The organism is Streptococcus sp. ZY19097 (assembly GCF_040731245.1).
Classification (GTDB): Bacteria; Bacillota; Bacilli; order Lactobacillales; family Streptococcaceae; genus Streptococcus; species Streptococcus orisratti.
The window spans coordinates 1,465,778-1,479,981 of the sequence record NZ_CP160400.1; the positions used below are offsets into that span (position 1 = coordinate 1,465,778).

Consider the following 14,204-nt stretch of genomic DNA (forward strand, 5'->3'; position numbering starts at 1 on the left):
TCCTCACTTCCAAACATCTAGGTTCGGGCTAAAATAGTCCACTGGACTATTTTACTCCCACCCCCGTACAGCTCCAAAGGTTCGGGGGAACCTTTGGAGGTTGGAAATGAAACGAACTCTGCTCGCAACAGTCGTAAAGGCAGATTTCGAGTGTGAAACACGAATTGCTGAGATTTGCTTCGCAAACCTTATCTCCAACCTTTAACAGTCTAGTGGACTGTTAAACCCAATCAACCACTGCGATGAAATATTGACACGAACTTTGAGAAGCGAGGCTGGACTTTGCCCAGCCTCTTTCCTATTAATCTAAAACTGTACCTCTACTGGCAATAACTTTTTGGTACCAATAAAAGGAATCTTTAGGAATACGCTTCATAGTTCCTTTACCTTCATCATCCATGTCAACATAGATAAAACCGTAGCGCTTGCGCATTTCTCCAGTACTTGCTGATACAATATCGATACAGCCCCAAGTTGTGTAACCGATAAGGTCAACACCGTTGTCAATCGCATTAGCCATTGCTTTAATATGAGCGCGATGATAGTCAATACGGTAATCATCATGAATTGAACCATCTTCTTCGACCGTATCAAAGGCACCAAGACCATTTTCAACAACCATCAATGGAATTTCGTAGCGGTCGTAGATTTTTTCAAGGTAATATTGAAGCCCTACTGGGTCATGTGCCCAACCCCAATCAGAGTATGTCAAGTAAGGGTTTTTAGCACCAGTTGAGAAATTCCCTGCTACTTCTTCAACCCCTGTATGTGTCGTCACGTTGTTTGACATATAGTATGAGAAGGTGTACATGTCAACAGTACCACGTTTCAAATCTTCGAGGTCCTCTGCCGTAATGTCTAACTCAACATTGTGTTCTTTCCAAAGGCGTTTAGCATAAGTGCCGTATTTTCCTTTGGCTTGAACGTCGCCACAGTAATATATACCAGACTCCCATTTGTGTTCGTTAGCCAAAATGTCTGCTGGGTCACAAGTTCCTGGATAGAAAGTAATCCCACAAATCATATTTCCAATCATAAAATCAGGATTGATAGCATGACCGAGTTGCACGGCTTTAGCTGACGCTACAAATTGGTGGTGTAAAATTTGATAACCGTCTTGATAATCAGCATCGCTCGCTTTTGCGCCAAACATATCAAGGAACATGGTCGTATTATTGATTTCGTTGAAAGTTAGCCAGTATTTAACCAAATCTTTGTATTCAGTGAAAATCACTTCGCAATAGCGCACGTAAAAATCAATGAGTTTACGATTTTTCCAACCACCATAGTTTTCTTCAAGAGCAAGTGGCGTGTCAAAATGCCAAATCGACACCAAGGGTTCAATATTGTATTTACGGCATTCTTCAAAAACTGAACGGTAAAAATCTAGCCCAGCTTGATTAGGCTCTTTGTCATCACCATTTGGGAAAATACGTGCCCAAGAAATAGACAAACGAAAAACTGAATAGCCCATTTCAGCAAATAATTTAATATCTTCTTTATAACGGTGGTAGAAATCAACCGCTACATGGTTTGGATAATGTTCGGTATCAAGCACCGCATATTTAGCACCTTCTGGGATTTTACCATTGTGTCCCATTGCTGGCGCTTTACCAGGCTTGCCGTCTTTATCAATATAAGTCATGTAACGTGGCGCATTAACACTACCGCCTGTTGTCACATCAGTCGCAACAAGTCCGCGACCATCTTCGTTATAAGCTCCTTCGGCTTGGTTAGCAGCGATTGCTCCACCCCAAAGGAAATTTTTTGGAAATGCTTTTGTCATCTATCGTTTCCCTTCTTTCAATTAAGTACAACAATATTATATTGTTATTTGAAAGCGTAATCTTGCATTATCATCTTAGAAAATGATACTATTACACTAAATATGGCTGAATAGCGTCAGCAATCACCCGATAACCTGCTACTGTCAAATGAAGTCCATCAACTGTCCAGTCACGTTTGAGTTGCCCAGTTTCATCACAAAGTAAATCATGGACGTCAAGCCAAGATACCTTCTCGCCAGCCAATCGGCTAAGATTAACATTTAGTAGTGAAATACTTTGATTATTTCGCAAGCTTGGTGTCCGTACAAATTCAGGCGATTCATTCATCGGAAAAACAGACAATAAGAAAATCTGTGTTTCTGGCAACTGTTGATGAATCTTTGTAATAATGCTCTGAATGGTTTGGCAAACCTCTTCTGGTGTGCGTTTTTTCAAATCATTGACACCAATCAATAGAAAAACTTTGCTCGGTGCTAAATCAAGTATTTGACTACTAAAGTGTTCTAGGAACTGTAAACTATCAATACCATGAATGCCACGGTTATACAGCGGTGTGTCCGATGTCAATAGTTCGTGAATTGGGAAAAATTCTGTAATAGAATCGCCTGCAAACACAATATTGGGATGTGAAACAATTTTATTGAGCGCAGCATATTTTTCCCATAATTGATTTTGTTGGTCGGTCAAAATATACTGACGATATTCTTGCACATCAGCTTTGTGATAAAGTTCTTGAAAATCTGTCATTTTTTCTCCTTTGTGATTATTTTATCACAACTCAATACCTTTCAAAAAATGATTTGACAAGACTTGTAACACACCGTTTTCTTGATTTGACGGTGCTTGATAGCTAGCAACAGCTTTAATTTCCTGCGGAGCATTTGCCATTGCAAATGAGTATTTTGCTAATGTTAGCATTTCAATATCGTTGCCTCCGTCGCCAAATACCATGAGATTTTCTGGACCATAGCCCCAATGATTGAGTAGAAAATCAAGCCCTGTTCCCTTGTGAACGTGTGAGGGAATAACGTCAATACAACCAAAACCACTAGAAGTAGCCGTTAACTGGTAATCAGCAAAAAGCGTGTTAATGTCATCACGCACTTTAAAAGTCAAATCGTCACGAACCAGCAAGGTTACTTTGAAAAAATGATCATCTGGAATCGGATGAAGATTGTCAACGTAAGTTAACACAGGCAAATAATAGCTAAGCAAGTCTTTCACTTTCTTAGGCGTTGCGGCGGGAAGATAAGAGGAGTCTTTCCCTGCTAAATTAATCACCGTATCAGGATAGTACTTTTCAATGTAATTCACCAAGGCTGAAATAGCTTCCTCAGTCTCAAAGGCCTCTTGCAAGGTTCTGCCATTTTCAATAATGTGACCGCCGTTTTCAGCCACAAACGTCATTTGATGTTTATGCTCAGGAAATTGTTGAATGATTTGACGGTACTGATTACCGCTTGCCACAACAAATTTAATATCATCTGCTATAAATTTATCAAATAAACGGTTAAAAAGTACCTTGTCATAGGTTTTGTTATCCGTTAAAAATGTTCCATCCATATCTGTTGCGATTACTTTTATTGTCATCTGTTTACCCCACTTTTTCTTTAAATCCAGTATACACTTTTTTGATGAAATTAACTCATATCATTGACTGAAAAAAATGTACTATACTCCATTTTTTATCATAAACTTGCAATAACACCAAAGAGACTGGGGTACTTTCTCCCAGTCTCTTTATGATATAGTTCGTATTTAATAATTATGCTTCAGTAGCTTCTTCTTCAAGAAGTTGTTTATCATAACGGCGAATGAATGGCCAGTAGACTAAAAACGCTGCCAAGGCACATACAATGGATAGGGGAACAGCTTTGAGGTCGGCTGTTCCAAGGAAGGCACCAATACCAACTGGAGTTGGCCATGGTACTTGGGCGATTACAGCACCGATAAGATTCAGTTTCATAGCAAGATAATAGATTGACATTGAAACAATTGGTGCAGTCAAGAAAGGAATTGCTAATGCTGGGTTATAAATGATTGGAAGACCAAAAATTAGAGAAAATTTCCTTAAAGATAAGGAAACTTTCTCTACCTTACTATTTTCTCTTTTTTAAGAGTAAGACCATTTCCCAAATAAAAATAATAGCTGCTAAAGTAAACAAAACTTTCGAAGCAAGCTGAAGTTCCTCTTTCAGAGATATAATGCTAGCTGACAGCATTAAGGCAAAAAAGAGTAAACTCAAGACAAGTTGATTGCCTAGTTTCTGCAAAAGCTTGATACGATTACTATAATCGTAAAACTCATGAGTCACTAAAAGACGACCATTGAGTAGTTGAGCTAAGAGTTGATGAAGTTCACGAGGTATATTTTTCCCATTTTTTAATAAATAAAATAGTTCAATAAGCAGCGTCTCTCTATTAAGGGCTTGTTTGAGCATGTCTGGCCCCATATTTTCAAGGAAGTAATTCTTAGCTAAAGTCATTAAGTCCACTTCAGGTGCCATTTCTCGGAAAATACCTTCTATTTGAAGCGCAGCCTTTTCCAAAATGGTAAATTGAGCGGGTGCCCGTAGATGATTTTTATGAAAAACAGCCACCAAATCCTCTATTAAATCCGTAATGGCCAGACCACCTAAATCAAGACTAGCATACTTAGACAGCATCTGTTCAACATCCTGAGACAATGCCGCTTTATTGACATCGCCATCAACATTGGTAAGGGTTAAAATGGAGCGAGTCATTCCATCGACATCCTGAGCAGTAAAACCATAAAGAATATCATTTAGACTGGCTCTCATACCTTCTTCCAGCCGTCCCATAATTCCAAAATCAATAAAGTAAATTTTACCTTCATAGATAAGAAGATTACCTGGGTGAGGATCCCCGTGGAAGAAACCATCCTTAAACACTTGCTTGATAAAACTCAACATTAATTTTTTGCCTATATCATCAAGCTCATACCCCTCTTGCAATAGTTGATCGTAGCGATTGATTGGAATACCTGAAACATACTCTTCTACTAGCATATGTTCAGTTGTAAAGTTATCATAAACTTTTGGGATAGCCAAACAACGGATATTGCTATTGAGTTCACTGAATTCATGCATGGCCTTAGCTTCGTTGCGGAAGTCAATCTCACGCTCTAGAGATTCTTTGAGGTTTTTTAAAACTTCTGGAATATCCACCATAGGAAAAAAAGCTTTTGGAATTCGTCTTGATAGCCTCATAAGGACGGACAAATCTTCCTCAATGATTTCTGCTAGTTGAGGGCGCTGAATTTTAATAATAACTTCTTCGCCTGTTAACAGTCGTGCGCGATGTGTTTGTGCGACTGAACCGCTTGCTAGAGGAGTTTCAGAAAGCCACTCAAAAACTTGAACGCTTGGCTGGTCTAATTCTGCCTTAATAGCCGCCATGACCACATCTTGTGACATGGGAGGAACATCGCTCTGTAATTTCACTAATTCCGAGATGTACTCCGCTGGAAGTAAATCGCTTCGAGTAGATAATACTTGACCAATTTTTACAAAACTTGGCCCCAATTTTTCAAAAGCCAACCGTAATTTAGCAGGCGCCGACTTAAGGTCGGCAGGAGTATTTTTCTCTTTAAAACTAGTAAAACCAACAGATGAAAAAACTCTGATAATTTCTCTCAGTCGTTTATTTCCCATAATTAAACCCAACTACTCAGTATCTTCTTTTTGCTTTAAAAGTGTATCTAGTTTTCCTTCCAGTCGAGAAACATCTTCTTTTGTTGCATATTGCACACCCTTCGTCTTAGTATTGATTTTATCTGTCAAATCCTTAAGTTCGTCCTCGCTCTTGCGCTTCAATTCGGACTGCAATTCTTTTCCTTCTTCTACAGTCAAACGCCCTTTTTCAACCAATTCTTTGACAAAACTGTCAGCCTTTTCTAAAGTCATCGAGGTCAAACCAATCCCAGCTAACAACACTTTTTTTAACTCATCCATGATAATTTCCTCCTCCTTTAAATAATCATCATTTTAGATGGAAGATACAAGCACTGCATGTCTGACCATAAATCATACTCTTCGAAAATCAAAATTATCCGTTGTCAACTTGCCTTGATGAACTCAAGTTCTATCGTCGGCTTCGTTTCCTAGGCTACTTTTGATTTTCATTGAGTATCAATAGTCAATACCAGCATCTTCTTAACACTTTCATTGTACCACTTTCAGGGTAAAAATCCTGATTTTTAGCAAGCTTTTGAAAACTTTTTCATATGTCTAATGGAAGAACTGACATTTTACTAGGCTTTTGCTATAATAATACTAAACTATGATTTTTAATATTTGAGGTTCGATGATGAAATTAGTTACAAATGAGTTTAAACAGGAATTTGGTGAAAATAACCACCTTTTATCCTACCATTATTATAATACTATCGTTAAAGATGGAAGACCTGACGTTCTATTCCATTGGCACCCAGAATTAGAAATCAACTATGTCTATGAAGGATCTGCCCGCTATCATATTGATTACGATTTTTTCAATAGTGAACCTGGAGATATTGTCCTTATTAGACCAAACGGTATGCACTCTATACACCCCATTGAAAACCAAAATCACATTACAGACACCTTTCAATTCCATTTGGACATGATTGGACATTCAATTATCGATCAGGTGAGCCTGCGCTATCTACAGCCTTTGCAGACCAGCTCATTTAAATTTATTCCTTGCATCAAACCTGATATGGAAGGCTACGATGAAATCAAGACTTGCTTATTCAGCATCTTTGACTTATCTCGTAATGAAGGCCGACATTTTGAACTTCTCCTGAAATCAAAGCTTAACGAACTAATCTATCTCCTTTATTTCTATCGCTATGTCGTCAAAAAAAATACTGATGATGCCTATCGGAAAAACGAAAAAATCCGTGAACTCATCGATTTTATCAATCGCAATTACGAGAAGAATTTGACAATTGAATATTTGGCAGATTTTATTGGTTATAGCAAGACTCACTTTATGAGCGTTTTTAAACAGCACACGGGGACTTCTTGCACTGAATTTGTTATCCAAGTTCGTTTAAATAAAGCCAGTGACTTACTGATTAATACCAACTACTCCATTTTGGACATTGCCAACCGCATCGGTTTCAACAATCTCTCTAATTTTAATCGTCAATTCAAGCGCTATTATCAAACAACGCCGAGCCATTATCGTAAACATTTTAGCAACCGAAAAGACAGCCGTTATCTGATAAATCCTAAGCAATAGCACTAATACGTCACTACTGTAATACTGACGCAGTTCAAGGAGAACCTAATGACATATCATGGATTCTTTTCTCAATTATTCATCAGCCAGACAGCCCCTGCTAAAGGTTTAATCTAGCAAGGGCTTTTTTGCGTATGAAAAAACTCCATATGTTCTATATGATATCACAGGACACATAGAGTTCATTACGGAGCCTAGAGATTTTCTATCACTTTAGCCGAAAAATTGACTAAAGAAATTAACAATTTGTTGCCAAATACTAGCAAAGAAGCCCTTGCTAGATTCAATCACGCCACTTGCGTCAAAATTAAGGTTGATATCTTTAAAGGTTGATTTGGCATTTGAAACGATACTATCCTTCAATGAAGACAAGGTTTCCTTAAAACCACTGCTTTTAATGACACTTGAATGCGATAAATTAAGTGCAAAATTAACAATCAAGGTAATATGGTCAGCTGATAAAACATCTTTTAGACCGTAGTTTTCAAGTGTATCTTCAACAATTTTGCGAACTTGGTCTTCTGTTAAGTTGTCACCACCCTCAGCAACAGCCTTCTTGATATCTGTTAAAGCAACGTTAAGTTTATCTGCATCATAACCTTGAGTTCCTTGGTTTTCAGCATTGATTGTTGACAGAGCAGATAACTCTTCTTGAGCTAAAGCTTTACTTTCATCAGATACCTTAGCACCGTTTTCTTCCAGTGAGTAATAAATACCAGCAAGCGCACTCTCACCTGTTACAGCAATAGGGGCAGCGACCGTAATTTTGGCATGTTCAATCCCCAAAGTAACCGCCGCATTTCGATACATATCTTGGGTCACTTTTGTAATGTTTTCTGGTGTCACAATTTCTACGGTGAGTGTCTCAGAAGAAGCAAGTTTTTGAATTTTCACTGATGAATAGAGCTGTAAGCTAGCATCATCTGCAACATTCATGATTTGGGCATATGCACTTGTCGTCAGAGTCTTTACCTGAGTATCCTTACTACTATCATAACCAAGCAAACTTAAAGTTTGAGTTTGTTGGTCAGGTGTTAGGGAATAACCAAGCACATAGTCAGGTTGGACATAAGTCTCATCAATGACATCCTGAACAGTATTAGTTGCCGCATGAGCAGTGCTAATCATAAAGATACTCACTAACAAGAGGGCAGCAGAAAAAACAAATTTACTAAATTTCATTTCAGTCTTCCTTTCTGTGAGAATTCATTATACCATTTCACTGCAAAGAGGTCTTAAAAAAACTGTTTGATTCCTTATTTCCCTCATATTTTTTATTCGTGTAATTCAAGTGGAAGTCCATCTGGGTCGAAAAAGAAAGTCATCTTCTTTCCAGTATAATCATCATAACGAATAGGCTCTACAAAGATTCCCATACCTTCCAACTCTACCTTATAAGCTTCAACATCATCAACATAAAATGCTAAATGACGTAACCCACAAGCCTCTCTATCATATTCAGGACGACCGATTCGCTTTGGTGGTGTAGTATAATGTGGGTCACTTAGCTTATTTCCAAAAATTTCAAGTTCGGCGGTACCACACCGTAAATCCAGTTTATAATCATGTCGTTTTGGACGGTGGTTCTCCCGAATAATCTCAAAACCGAGCTTATTAACATAAAAGTCGCGTGATTTCTCATAATCTGAAACAATAATAGCAATGTGATGGATAGTTTTTAATTTCAATATTCTCTCCTTATGCTAGAAAAGAGGCTCGCGCCTCTCTTCTATGAAGTAATTTGGTTATAACTCGACTTAAATGCCTTGACGATATCTTCGGAAGCTTGATCATATGCAACGGAAGATTCCAATGTTCCGTACACAATGATACGCCCCGTTGCCTCAAGATCTGTACAAGTTACAAGCGTAACCTGACTTTGTCCTGGTGTATCGTTTATCACATCAGATCTATCTGGTGCTACAGACTCCACACCGGTGATAGTATATGTGTAAACCATTTCTTTATTAGTCAGGTAAATTTTCATACCAATTTTTGCACGCTCTAGGGGTGAAAAAAGCATTTTTGAAGAACCAGTCATTCCAAAAACATGGTGGCTAGCTAATGCATAATTATTTTCACCACCCATGACTTGTTCTTCCTTCATGGTTCCTGCACCATAGGTCAACCCTACATTGCCTAATCCTTTAAAAATTGGCAAGTTTATTCCAATATCTGGGATGGCAATGCCACCGATAACAGGAAGATTTTGAGCATTCCATTGCGCTTCTAAAACTGACTCGGTTGAAATTGGTTCTACAGCAGAAAAATCAAAAGTAGTTTCAGATTTTTCATTCTTTTTAATTTCTTTTTTGGTTACCTTAACCACCTGATATTTGTTGGAATTCCAGCCAATAATAACGTTTCGAATGGACTTATTGAAAATCAACGCAAGACCAACAATCAATAAAAGGCTAAAAATCAAGATACGCAAAAAACGTAAAATTTTTGATGGTTTCTTTTTTCTTTTTGTCATAGTTTCTCAAACTGTCTATTTTTCATCAGAGACAGATGTTGTTTCCTCATTTTCTACTGATTGAACAAGTGCAAACGTCACAATTTTTGCTTCTTGATCAAGTCTCATAACTTTTACACCCAAGGTTGAACGACCTGTTTGCGAAATGTCAGCAACATTTGTCCGTATAATAATCCCAGTGTTGGTAATGACCATAATATCTTCATCACCATTGACAGTTACCAAACCAGCCAATGAACCATTCTTACTTGTGATATTTGCCGTTTTAATACCCTTACCACCACGGCCTTTTGTTGGATATTCACTCGCTGCTGTACGTTTACCATAACCATTTTCAGTGATAACGAGAACTTCTTGATCATCTGTTATACGAGAGGCACCTACAACTTTATCTCCAATGCGTAAAGTAACCCCTCGAACACCAGTTGCCGTACGTCCCATGTTACGAACAACCTCTTCGTTAAAACGAACGGAATACCCAGTTTGTGTCCCAATAATGATGTCATCTTGCCCATCAGTCAAAAGAACATTGATAAGTTCATCATCTTCTTTCAAGTTTAAGGCTTTAAGACCATTTTGACGGATATTGTTGAATTCAGAAACGCTAGTACGTTTAACTACACCTTGTTTGGTCGTAAAGAAGAAAAATTTATCTTGAACATCTTCTCTGCGAGCATTGATAATAGTCTGAATCGTTTCTCCGTCATCAAGTTTAAGGAGGTTAACAATTGGCAATCCCTTAGCCGTTCGACCATATTCTGGAATTTCATAAGCTTTCAGTCGGTAGACACGCCCCATGTTAGTAAAGAATAACAAACTATCATGAGTGCTTGTTGAAACAAGTTCGCGAACAAAGTCATCATCGTTGACACCTGTTCCTTGCACACCACGCCCCCCGCGTTTCTGAGCACGAAATTCATCTTGAGCTAAACGTTTAATATATCCCTTATTTGATAAAGTGATAAGAACATCCTCTTCTTCAATTAAATCCTCATCCTCAAGAGTCAACACTTCTCCAACCATTAACTCCGTTCGGCGTGGATCTGCGTATTTACGCTTAATTTCATCCATCTCTTCTTTGATGATTGTAATGACACGCTCAGGTTTTGCCAAAATGTCTGCTAAATCAGCAATCAAGTCCAAAAGTTCCTTGTACTCCGATTGAATCTTGTCGCGTTCCAACCCTGTTAAACGGCGCAGACGCATGTCTAAGATAGCCTGACTTTGACGTTCTGACAAATCAAAGCGACTCATCAATTCTGCTTGAGCTTCTGCATCAGTCTGGCTAGCACGAATAATGGAAATAACTTCGTCCAAATGATCAAGCGCAATCAGCAAACCTTCCAAAATATGCGCCCTGGCTTCGGCTTTGTCCTTTTCAAAACGTGTTCGGCGAACAATGACTTCCTTCTGATGCTCAATGTAATTTTCAATAATACGTTTTAACGAAAGAATTTTAGGAACACCGTTTTCGATTGCCAACATATTAAAACTAAAGTTAGTCTGTAAACTTGTCAATTTGAACAAGTTATTCAAAATAACATTGGCAGATGCATCACGACGCACTTCAATGACAAAACGTACACCTTCGCGGCTAGACTCATCACGAACTGCTGTAATTCCTTCAACACGTTTTTCCTGTGCTAGACGCACGATATGCTCATGAACCTTTGTCTTGTTAACACCATACGGAAACTCTGTTACAACAATGCGTTCACGTCCTGACTTAGTTGTTTCAATTTCTGTTCGTGAACGAAGGACAATGGAACCTTTTCCAGTGTCATAAGCGCGATGAATTCCTGATTTACCCATAACAAGGGCGCCAGTCGGAAAGTCCGGTCCAGGCAAAACCTCCATCAATTCGCGAGTTGTCACATCAGGATTATCCATAACCAGCTTAACTGCATCAATTGATTCACCTAAATTATGTGGCGGGATATTCGTCGCCATACCTACCGCAATCCCTGTTGCTCCATTCACAAGAAGGTTGGGAAAACGAGCTGGTAAAACTAGCGGTTCACGTTCAGAACCATCATAGTTATCTTGAAAATCAACGGTATTCTTATTGATATCGCGCAACATTTCCAGAGCAATCTTACTCATACGGGCTTCTGTATAACGTTGTGCAGCAGCACCATCGCCATCCATTGAACCAAAGTTCCCGTGACCATCAACTAGCATATGGCGATAAGACCACCATTGTGCCATACGCACCATTGCCTCATAAATGGACGAATCCCCATGTGGATGGTACTTACCCATAACATCCCCAGTGATACGGGCTGATTTTTTGTGAGGCTTGTCTGGCGTAACCCCAAGTTCATTCATACCATATAATATACGACGGTGAACAGGCTTTAAGCCATCTCTTACGTCCGGCAGGGCGCGGGCGACGATAACTGACATAGCATAATCTATAAAACTGGTTTTCATTTCTGAAGTCAGATTAACGTCAACTAAATTCTTATCTTGCATGAAGCAAAGCTCCTTTTCTAGTCTAAAACTCTATTTTATTATACCATATTTTGAAGAAAATTCCCTAATAAGCATACCGTTTTCATAAATTTTCAAATTTATTTCGTGACATATCAAAGCTATCGTGCTAAAATAGAGTTGTATGGGTATCAACCCAAAAAAAATAAGGGAGATGTTTAGAAATGACTGCAACTAAACAACACAAAAAAGTTATCCTCGTTGGTGACGGTGCCGTAGGTTCATCTTACGCATTTGCACTAGTAAACCAAGGTATCGCTCAAGAGCTTGGTATTATTGAAATTCCACAACTTCATGAAAAAGCTGTCGGTGATGCGCTTGACCTTAGCCACGCCCTTGCCTTTACTTCACCTAAAAAAATCTACGCTGCTCAATATTCTGACTGTGCTGACGCTGATGTCGTAGTAATCACTGCTGGTGCTCCACAAAAACCAGGTGAAACTCGTCTTGATCTTGTTGGTAAAAACCTTGCCATCAACAAATCTATCGTCACTCAAGTTGTTGAATCAGGTTTCAAGGGTATTTTCTTGGTAGCTGCTAACCCAGTTGATGTCTTGACTTATTCAACATGGAAGTTCTCAGGATTCCCTAAAGAACGTGTTATCGGTTCTGGTACATCTCTTGACACTGCTCGTTTCCGTCAGGCTTTGGCTGAAAAACTTGACATTGACGCACGTTCAGTTCACGCTTACATCATGGGTGAACACGGAGATTCAGAATTTGCCGTTTGGTCACATGCAAACGTTGCTGGTGTTAACCTTGAAAACTACCTTAAAGATGTTCGCAATTTCAACGCTGAAGAATTAATCGACTTGTTTGAGGGCGTTCGTGACGCTGCTTACACGATCATCAACAAAAAAGGTGCTACTTACTACGGTATCGCTGTAGCTCTTGCTCGTATTACAAAAGCAATCCTTGATGATGAAAATGCTGTCCTTCCACTTTCAGTATTCCAAGATGGTCAATACGAAGGTGTTACTGACTGCTTCATCGGTCAGCCTGCTGTTGTTGGTGCGCACGGTATTGTACGTCCAATCAATATCCCATTGAATGATGCTGAAACTCAAAAAATGCAAGCTTCTGCAAAAGAATTAAAAGCTATCATTGATGAAGCTTGGCAAAACCCAGATTTCCAAGCAGCTTCTAAAAACTAATTTATAAACATAGAAAAAGCCTCTCCAAATGGATTGGCTTTTTTAATACTGCATAAGATTTCTCAAAATGGCCTGATTCTGCCAAATTAAGTAAATTCCAATAACAATGATGGCAAGGAATATGATTAGCTTTACAAGGCCTTTGATAAATCTGATGAGAATGGCCAGTACCATAGAAACCACTAACCAAGCTATTGCATAACTGCCAAAAAAGCTCTGCAATCTTTCCAAAGAATCACCTAGCAAAAAACGCAACCAATCAGGAATATAGGCTAAAAGAGACTCCGCTTGGATAGAGTCAAACCCCAGTTTAGTAGCGATGGCTAGCCCTGTCGTTTGAAGCCAAGCAAACACGCCCGTATTAAATAAAAATAAGAAAGCTTGCTCTGGATGGTGACTAATAAATTTTTTTATCAATTGCTTCTCCTTAAAAATAACTTACCCTTTACGAATATGATTTAGGGTTATTTTTCTCCTGTCAATCCATTTTTTGACAGGAAATCTTTTGTCTGGTATAAGACTTATCGAAGATTCTTCAGCAATTACTTCAATTATGGCGTCTATAGTCATCTGATCTGTCATGATTATTCTACCGGTTATAACGTTTTCGAAAGCCTCAATACAGGAATCAATGTGTCGTTTACCCCATGTCTGACCAAATTCCAGCCGCTTATTCAAACGTTGCTTTAACGTTTTTGCGCTTGCCGATAAAATGTAGTGTTTAACCGTAATTCCTTCTGCAATCAAACGACCAATAAGTTCATCGTAATATCTTAGATTCGTAACAGTCATAGGGACAATGATAATGCCATCAAATTCTTTTGCTATCTGTCTTAACATAGCATAATTAAACTGACGCCAAAAAGGATAGTCCTGAAAATCATTCTCTTGCAATGATTTAGGAAAATGGTAATTTAAAAATTCGCCCAAATCCTCAGGATCATAGACAAATGCATTTGGCAGTCTTCTCTGTAACTCAAAAGCACAGGTCGTTTTGCCACTACCAAACGCACCATTTAACCAAATAATCATTAGAGCCACCTTTCT

The 14,204-nt window shown here is 38.6% G+C and carries 13 protein-coding genes and 1 pseudogene; 2 read left to right on the forward strand and 12 right to left on the reverse strand.

Annotated elements, in window-relative coordinates; all coding sequences use genetic code 11:
- Positions 1–301: 301 nt before the first annotated feature.
- The 6 genes and pseudogenes from ABZ559_RS07440 to ABZ559_RS07465 form a co-directional block, all read right to left on the reverse strand.
- Entirely contained in the window at positions 302–1,786 is a 1,485-nt protein-coding gene (locus ABZ559_RS07440) for a glycoside hydrolase family 1 protein (protein WP_367005755.1), read from the reverse strand.
- Between the two features lie 91 nt (positions 1,787–1,877).
- Complete coding sequence (locus ABZ559_RS07445; protein WP_367005756.1) at positions 1,878–2,534, reverse strand: SGNH/GDSL hydrolase family protein; 657 nt, start codon at positions 2,532–2,534, stop codon at positions 1,878–1,880.
- Positions 2,535–2,558: 24 nt separating this feature from the next.
- Entirely contained in the window at positions 2,559–3,377 is an 819-nt protein-coding gene (locus ABZ559_RS07450; protein ID WP_367005759.1) for a Cof-type HAD-IIB family hydrolase, read from the reverse strand.
- A 175-nt stretch (positions 3,378–3,552) separates the two neighbouring features.
- Positions 3,553–3,846 (reverse strand): annotated as a pseudogene (locus ABZ559_RS07455) (PTS cellobiose transporter subunit IIC); the annotation flags it as partial.
- 40 nt (positions 3,847–3,886) lie between these two features.
- Entirely contained in the window at positions 3,887–5,461 is a 1,575-nt protein-coding gene (locus tag ABZ559_RS07460) for an AarF/UbiB family protein (protein ID WP_277291005.1), read from the reverse strand.
- Positions 5,462–5,473: 12 nt separating this feature from the next.
- Positions 5,474–5,761 (reverse strand): hypothetical protein, encoded by a 288-nt coding sequence (locus ABZ559_RS07465; RefSeq protein WP_367005762.1) that lies wholly within the window; start codon positions 5,759–5,761, stop codon positions 5,474–5,476.
- Between the two features lie 355 nt (positions 5,762–6,116).
- On the opposite strand from ABZ559_RS07465, the gene ABZ559_RS07470 reads away from it, so the two are divergent.
- On the forward strand, positions 6,117–7,034 hold the full coding sequence (locus tag ABZ559_RS07470; protein ID WP_367007642.1) for an AraC family transcriptional regulator: 918 nt from the start codon (positions 6,117–6,119) through the stop codon (positions 7,032–7,034).
- Between the two features lie 213 nt (positions 7,035–7,247).
- Here ABZ559_RS07470 and ABZ559_RS07475 read toward each other — a convergent pair whose 3' ends face one another.
- The 4 genes from ABZ559_RS07475 to gyrA all read right to left on the reverse strand — a co-directional run bounded on the left by ABZ559_RS07475 (position 7,248) and on the right by gyrA (position 11,985).
- Entirely contained in the window at positions 7,248–8,162 is a 915-nt protein-coding gene (locus tag ABZ559_RS07475) for a DUF1002 domain-containing protein (protein ID WP_273414662.1), read from the reverse strand.
- A gap of 146 nt (positions 8,163–8,308) precedes the next feature.
- On the reverse strand, positions 8,309–8,722 hold the full coding sequence (locus tag ABZ559_RS07480) for a VOC family protein (RefSeq protein WP_018375682.1): 414 nt from the start codon (positions 8,720–8,722) through the stop codon (positions 8,309–8,311).
- A 41-nt stretch (positions 8,723–8,763) separates the two neighbouring features.
- Positions 8,764–9,510 (reverse strand): class A sortase, encoded by a 747-nt coding sequence (locus tag ABZ559_RS07485; RefSeq protein WP_273414654.1) that lies wholly within the window; start codon positions 9,508–9,510, stop codon positions 8,764–8,766.
- 15 nt (positions 9,511–9,525) lie between these two features.
- On the reverse strand, positions 9,526–11,985 hold the full coding sequence (gyrA, locus tag ABZ559_RS07490) for a DNA gyrase subunit A (RefSeq protein ID WP_367005766.1): 2,460 nt from the start codon (positions 11,983–11,985) through the stop codon (positions 9,526–9,528).
- 182 nt (positions 11,986–12,167) lie between these two features.
- Between gyrA and ABZ559_RS07495 the strand changes: the two genes are divergently transcribed.
- The gene (locus ABZ559_RS07495; RefSeq protein ID WP_018375685.1) at positions 12,168–13,157 is read left to right on the forward strand and encodes an L-lactate dehydrogenase; all 990 of its coding nucleotides are present in this window, start codon (positions 12,168–12,170) and stop codon (positions 13,155–13,157) included.
- Between the two features lie 42 nt (positions 13,158–13,199).
- Here ABZ559_RS07495 and ABZ559_RS07500 read toward each other — a convergent pair whose 3' ends face one another.
- Both ABZ559_RS07500 and ABZ559_RS07505 read right to left on the reverse strand, forming a co-directional pair.
- Complete coding sequence (locus ABZ559_RS07500) at positions 13,200–13,574, reverse strand: hypothetical protein (RefSeq protein ID WP_317335274.1); 375 nt, start codon at positions 13,572–13,574, stop codon at positions 13,200–13,202.
- Positions 13,575–13,595: 21 nt separating this feature from the next.
- Positions 13,596–14,189, reverse strand: a complete 594-nt coding sequence (locus ABZ559_RS07505; protein ID WP_367005768.1) for an AAA family ATPase — start codon at positions 14,187–14,189, stop codon at positions 13,596–13,598.
- Positions 14,190–14,204: the final 15 nt, after the last annotated feature.

Coding starts and splice junctions, on each gene's coding strand:
- ABZ559_RS07440 (WP_367005755.1), bottom strand. CDS start 1,786: ATGACAAAAGCATTTCCAAAAAATTTCCTTTGGGGTGGAGCAATCGCT.
- ABZ559_RS07445 (WP_367005756.1), bottom strand. CDS start 2,534: ATGACAGATTTTCAAGAACTTTATCACAAAGCTGATGTGCAAGAATAT.
- ABZ559_RS07450 (WP_367005759.1), bottom strand. CDS start 3,377: ATGACAATAAAAGTAATCGCAACAGATATGGATGGAACATTTTTAACG.
- ABZ559_RS07460 (WP_277291005.1), bottom strand. CDS start 5,461: ATGGGAAATAAACGACTGAGAGAAATTATCAGAGTTTTTTCATCTGTT.
- ABZ559_RS07465 (WP_367005762.1), bottom strand. CDS start 5,761: ATGGATGAGTTAAAAAAAGTGTTGTTAGCTGGGATTGGTTTGACCTCG.
- ABZ559_RS07470 (WP_367007642.1), top strand. CDS start 6,117: ATGAAATTAGTTACAAATGAGTTTAAACAGGAATTTGGTGAAAATAAC.
- ABZ559_RS07475 (WP_273414662.1), bottom strand. CDS start 8,162: ATGATTAGCACTGCTCATGCGGCAACTAATACTGTTCAGGATGTCATT.
- ABZ559_RS07485 (WP_273414654.1), bottom strand. CDS start 9,510: ATGACAAAAAGAAAAAAGAAACCATCAAAAATTTTACGTTTTTTGCGT.
- gyrA (WP_367005766.1), bottom strand. CDS start 11,985: ATGCAAGATAAGAATTTAGTTGACGTTAATCTGACTTCAGAAATGAAA.
- ABZ559_RS07495 (WP_018375685.1), top strand. CDS start 12,168: ATGACTGCAACTAAACAACACAAAAAAGTTATCCTCGTTGGTGACGGT.
- ABZ559_RS07505 (WP_367005768.1), bottom strand. CDS start 14,189: ATGATTATTTGGTTAAATGGTGCGTTTGGTAGTGGCAAAACGACCTGT.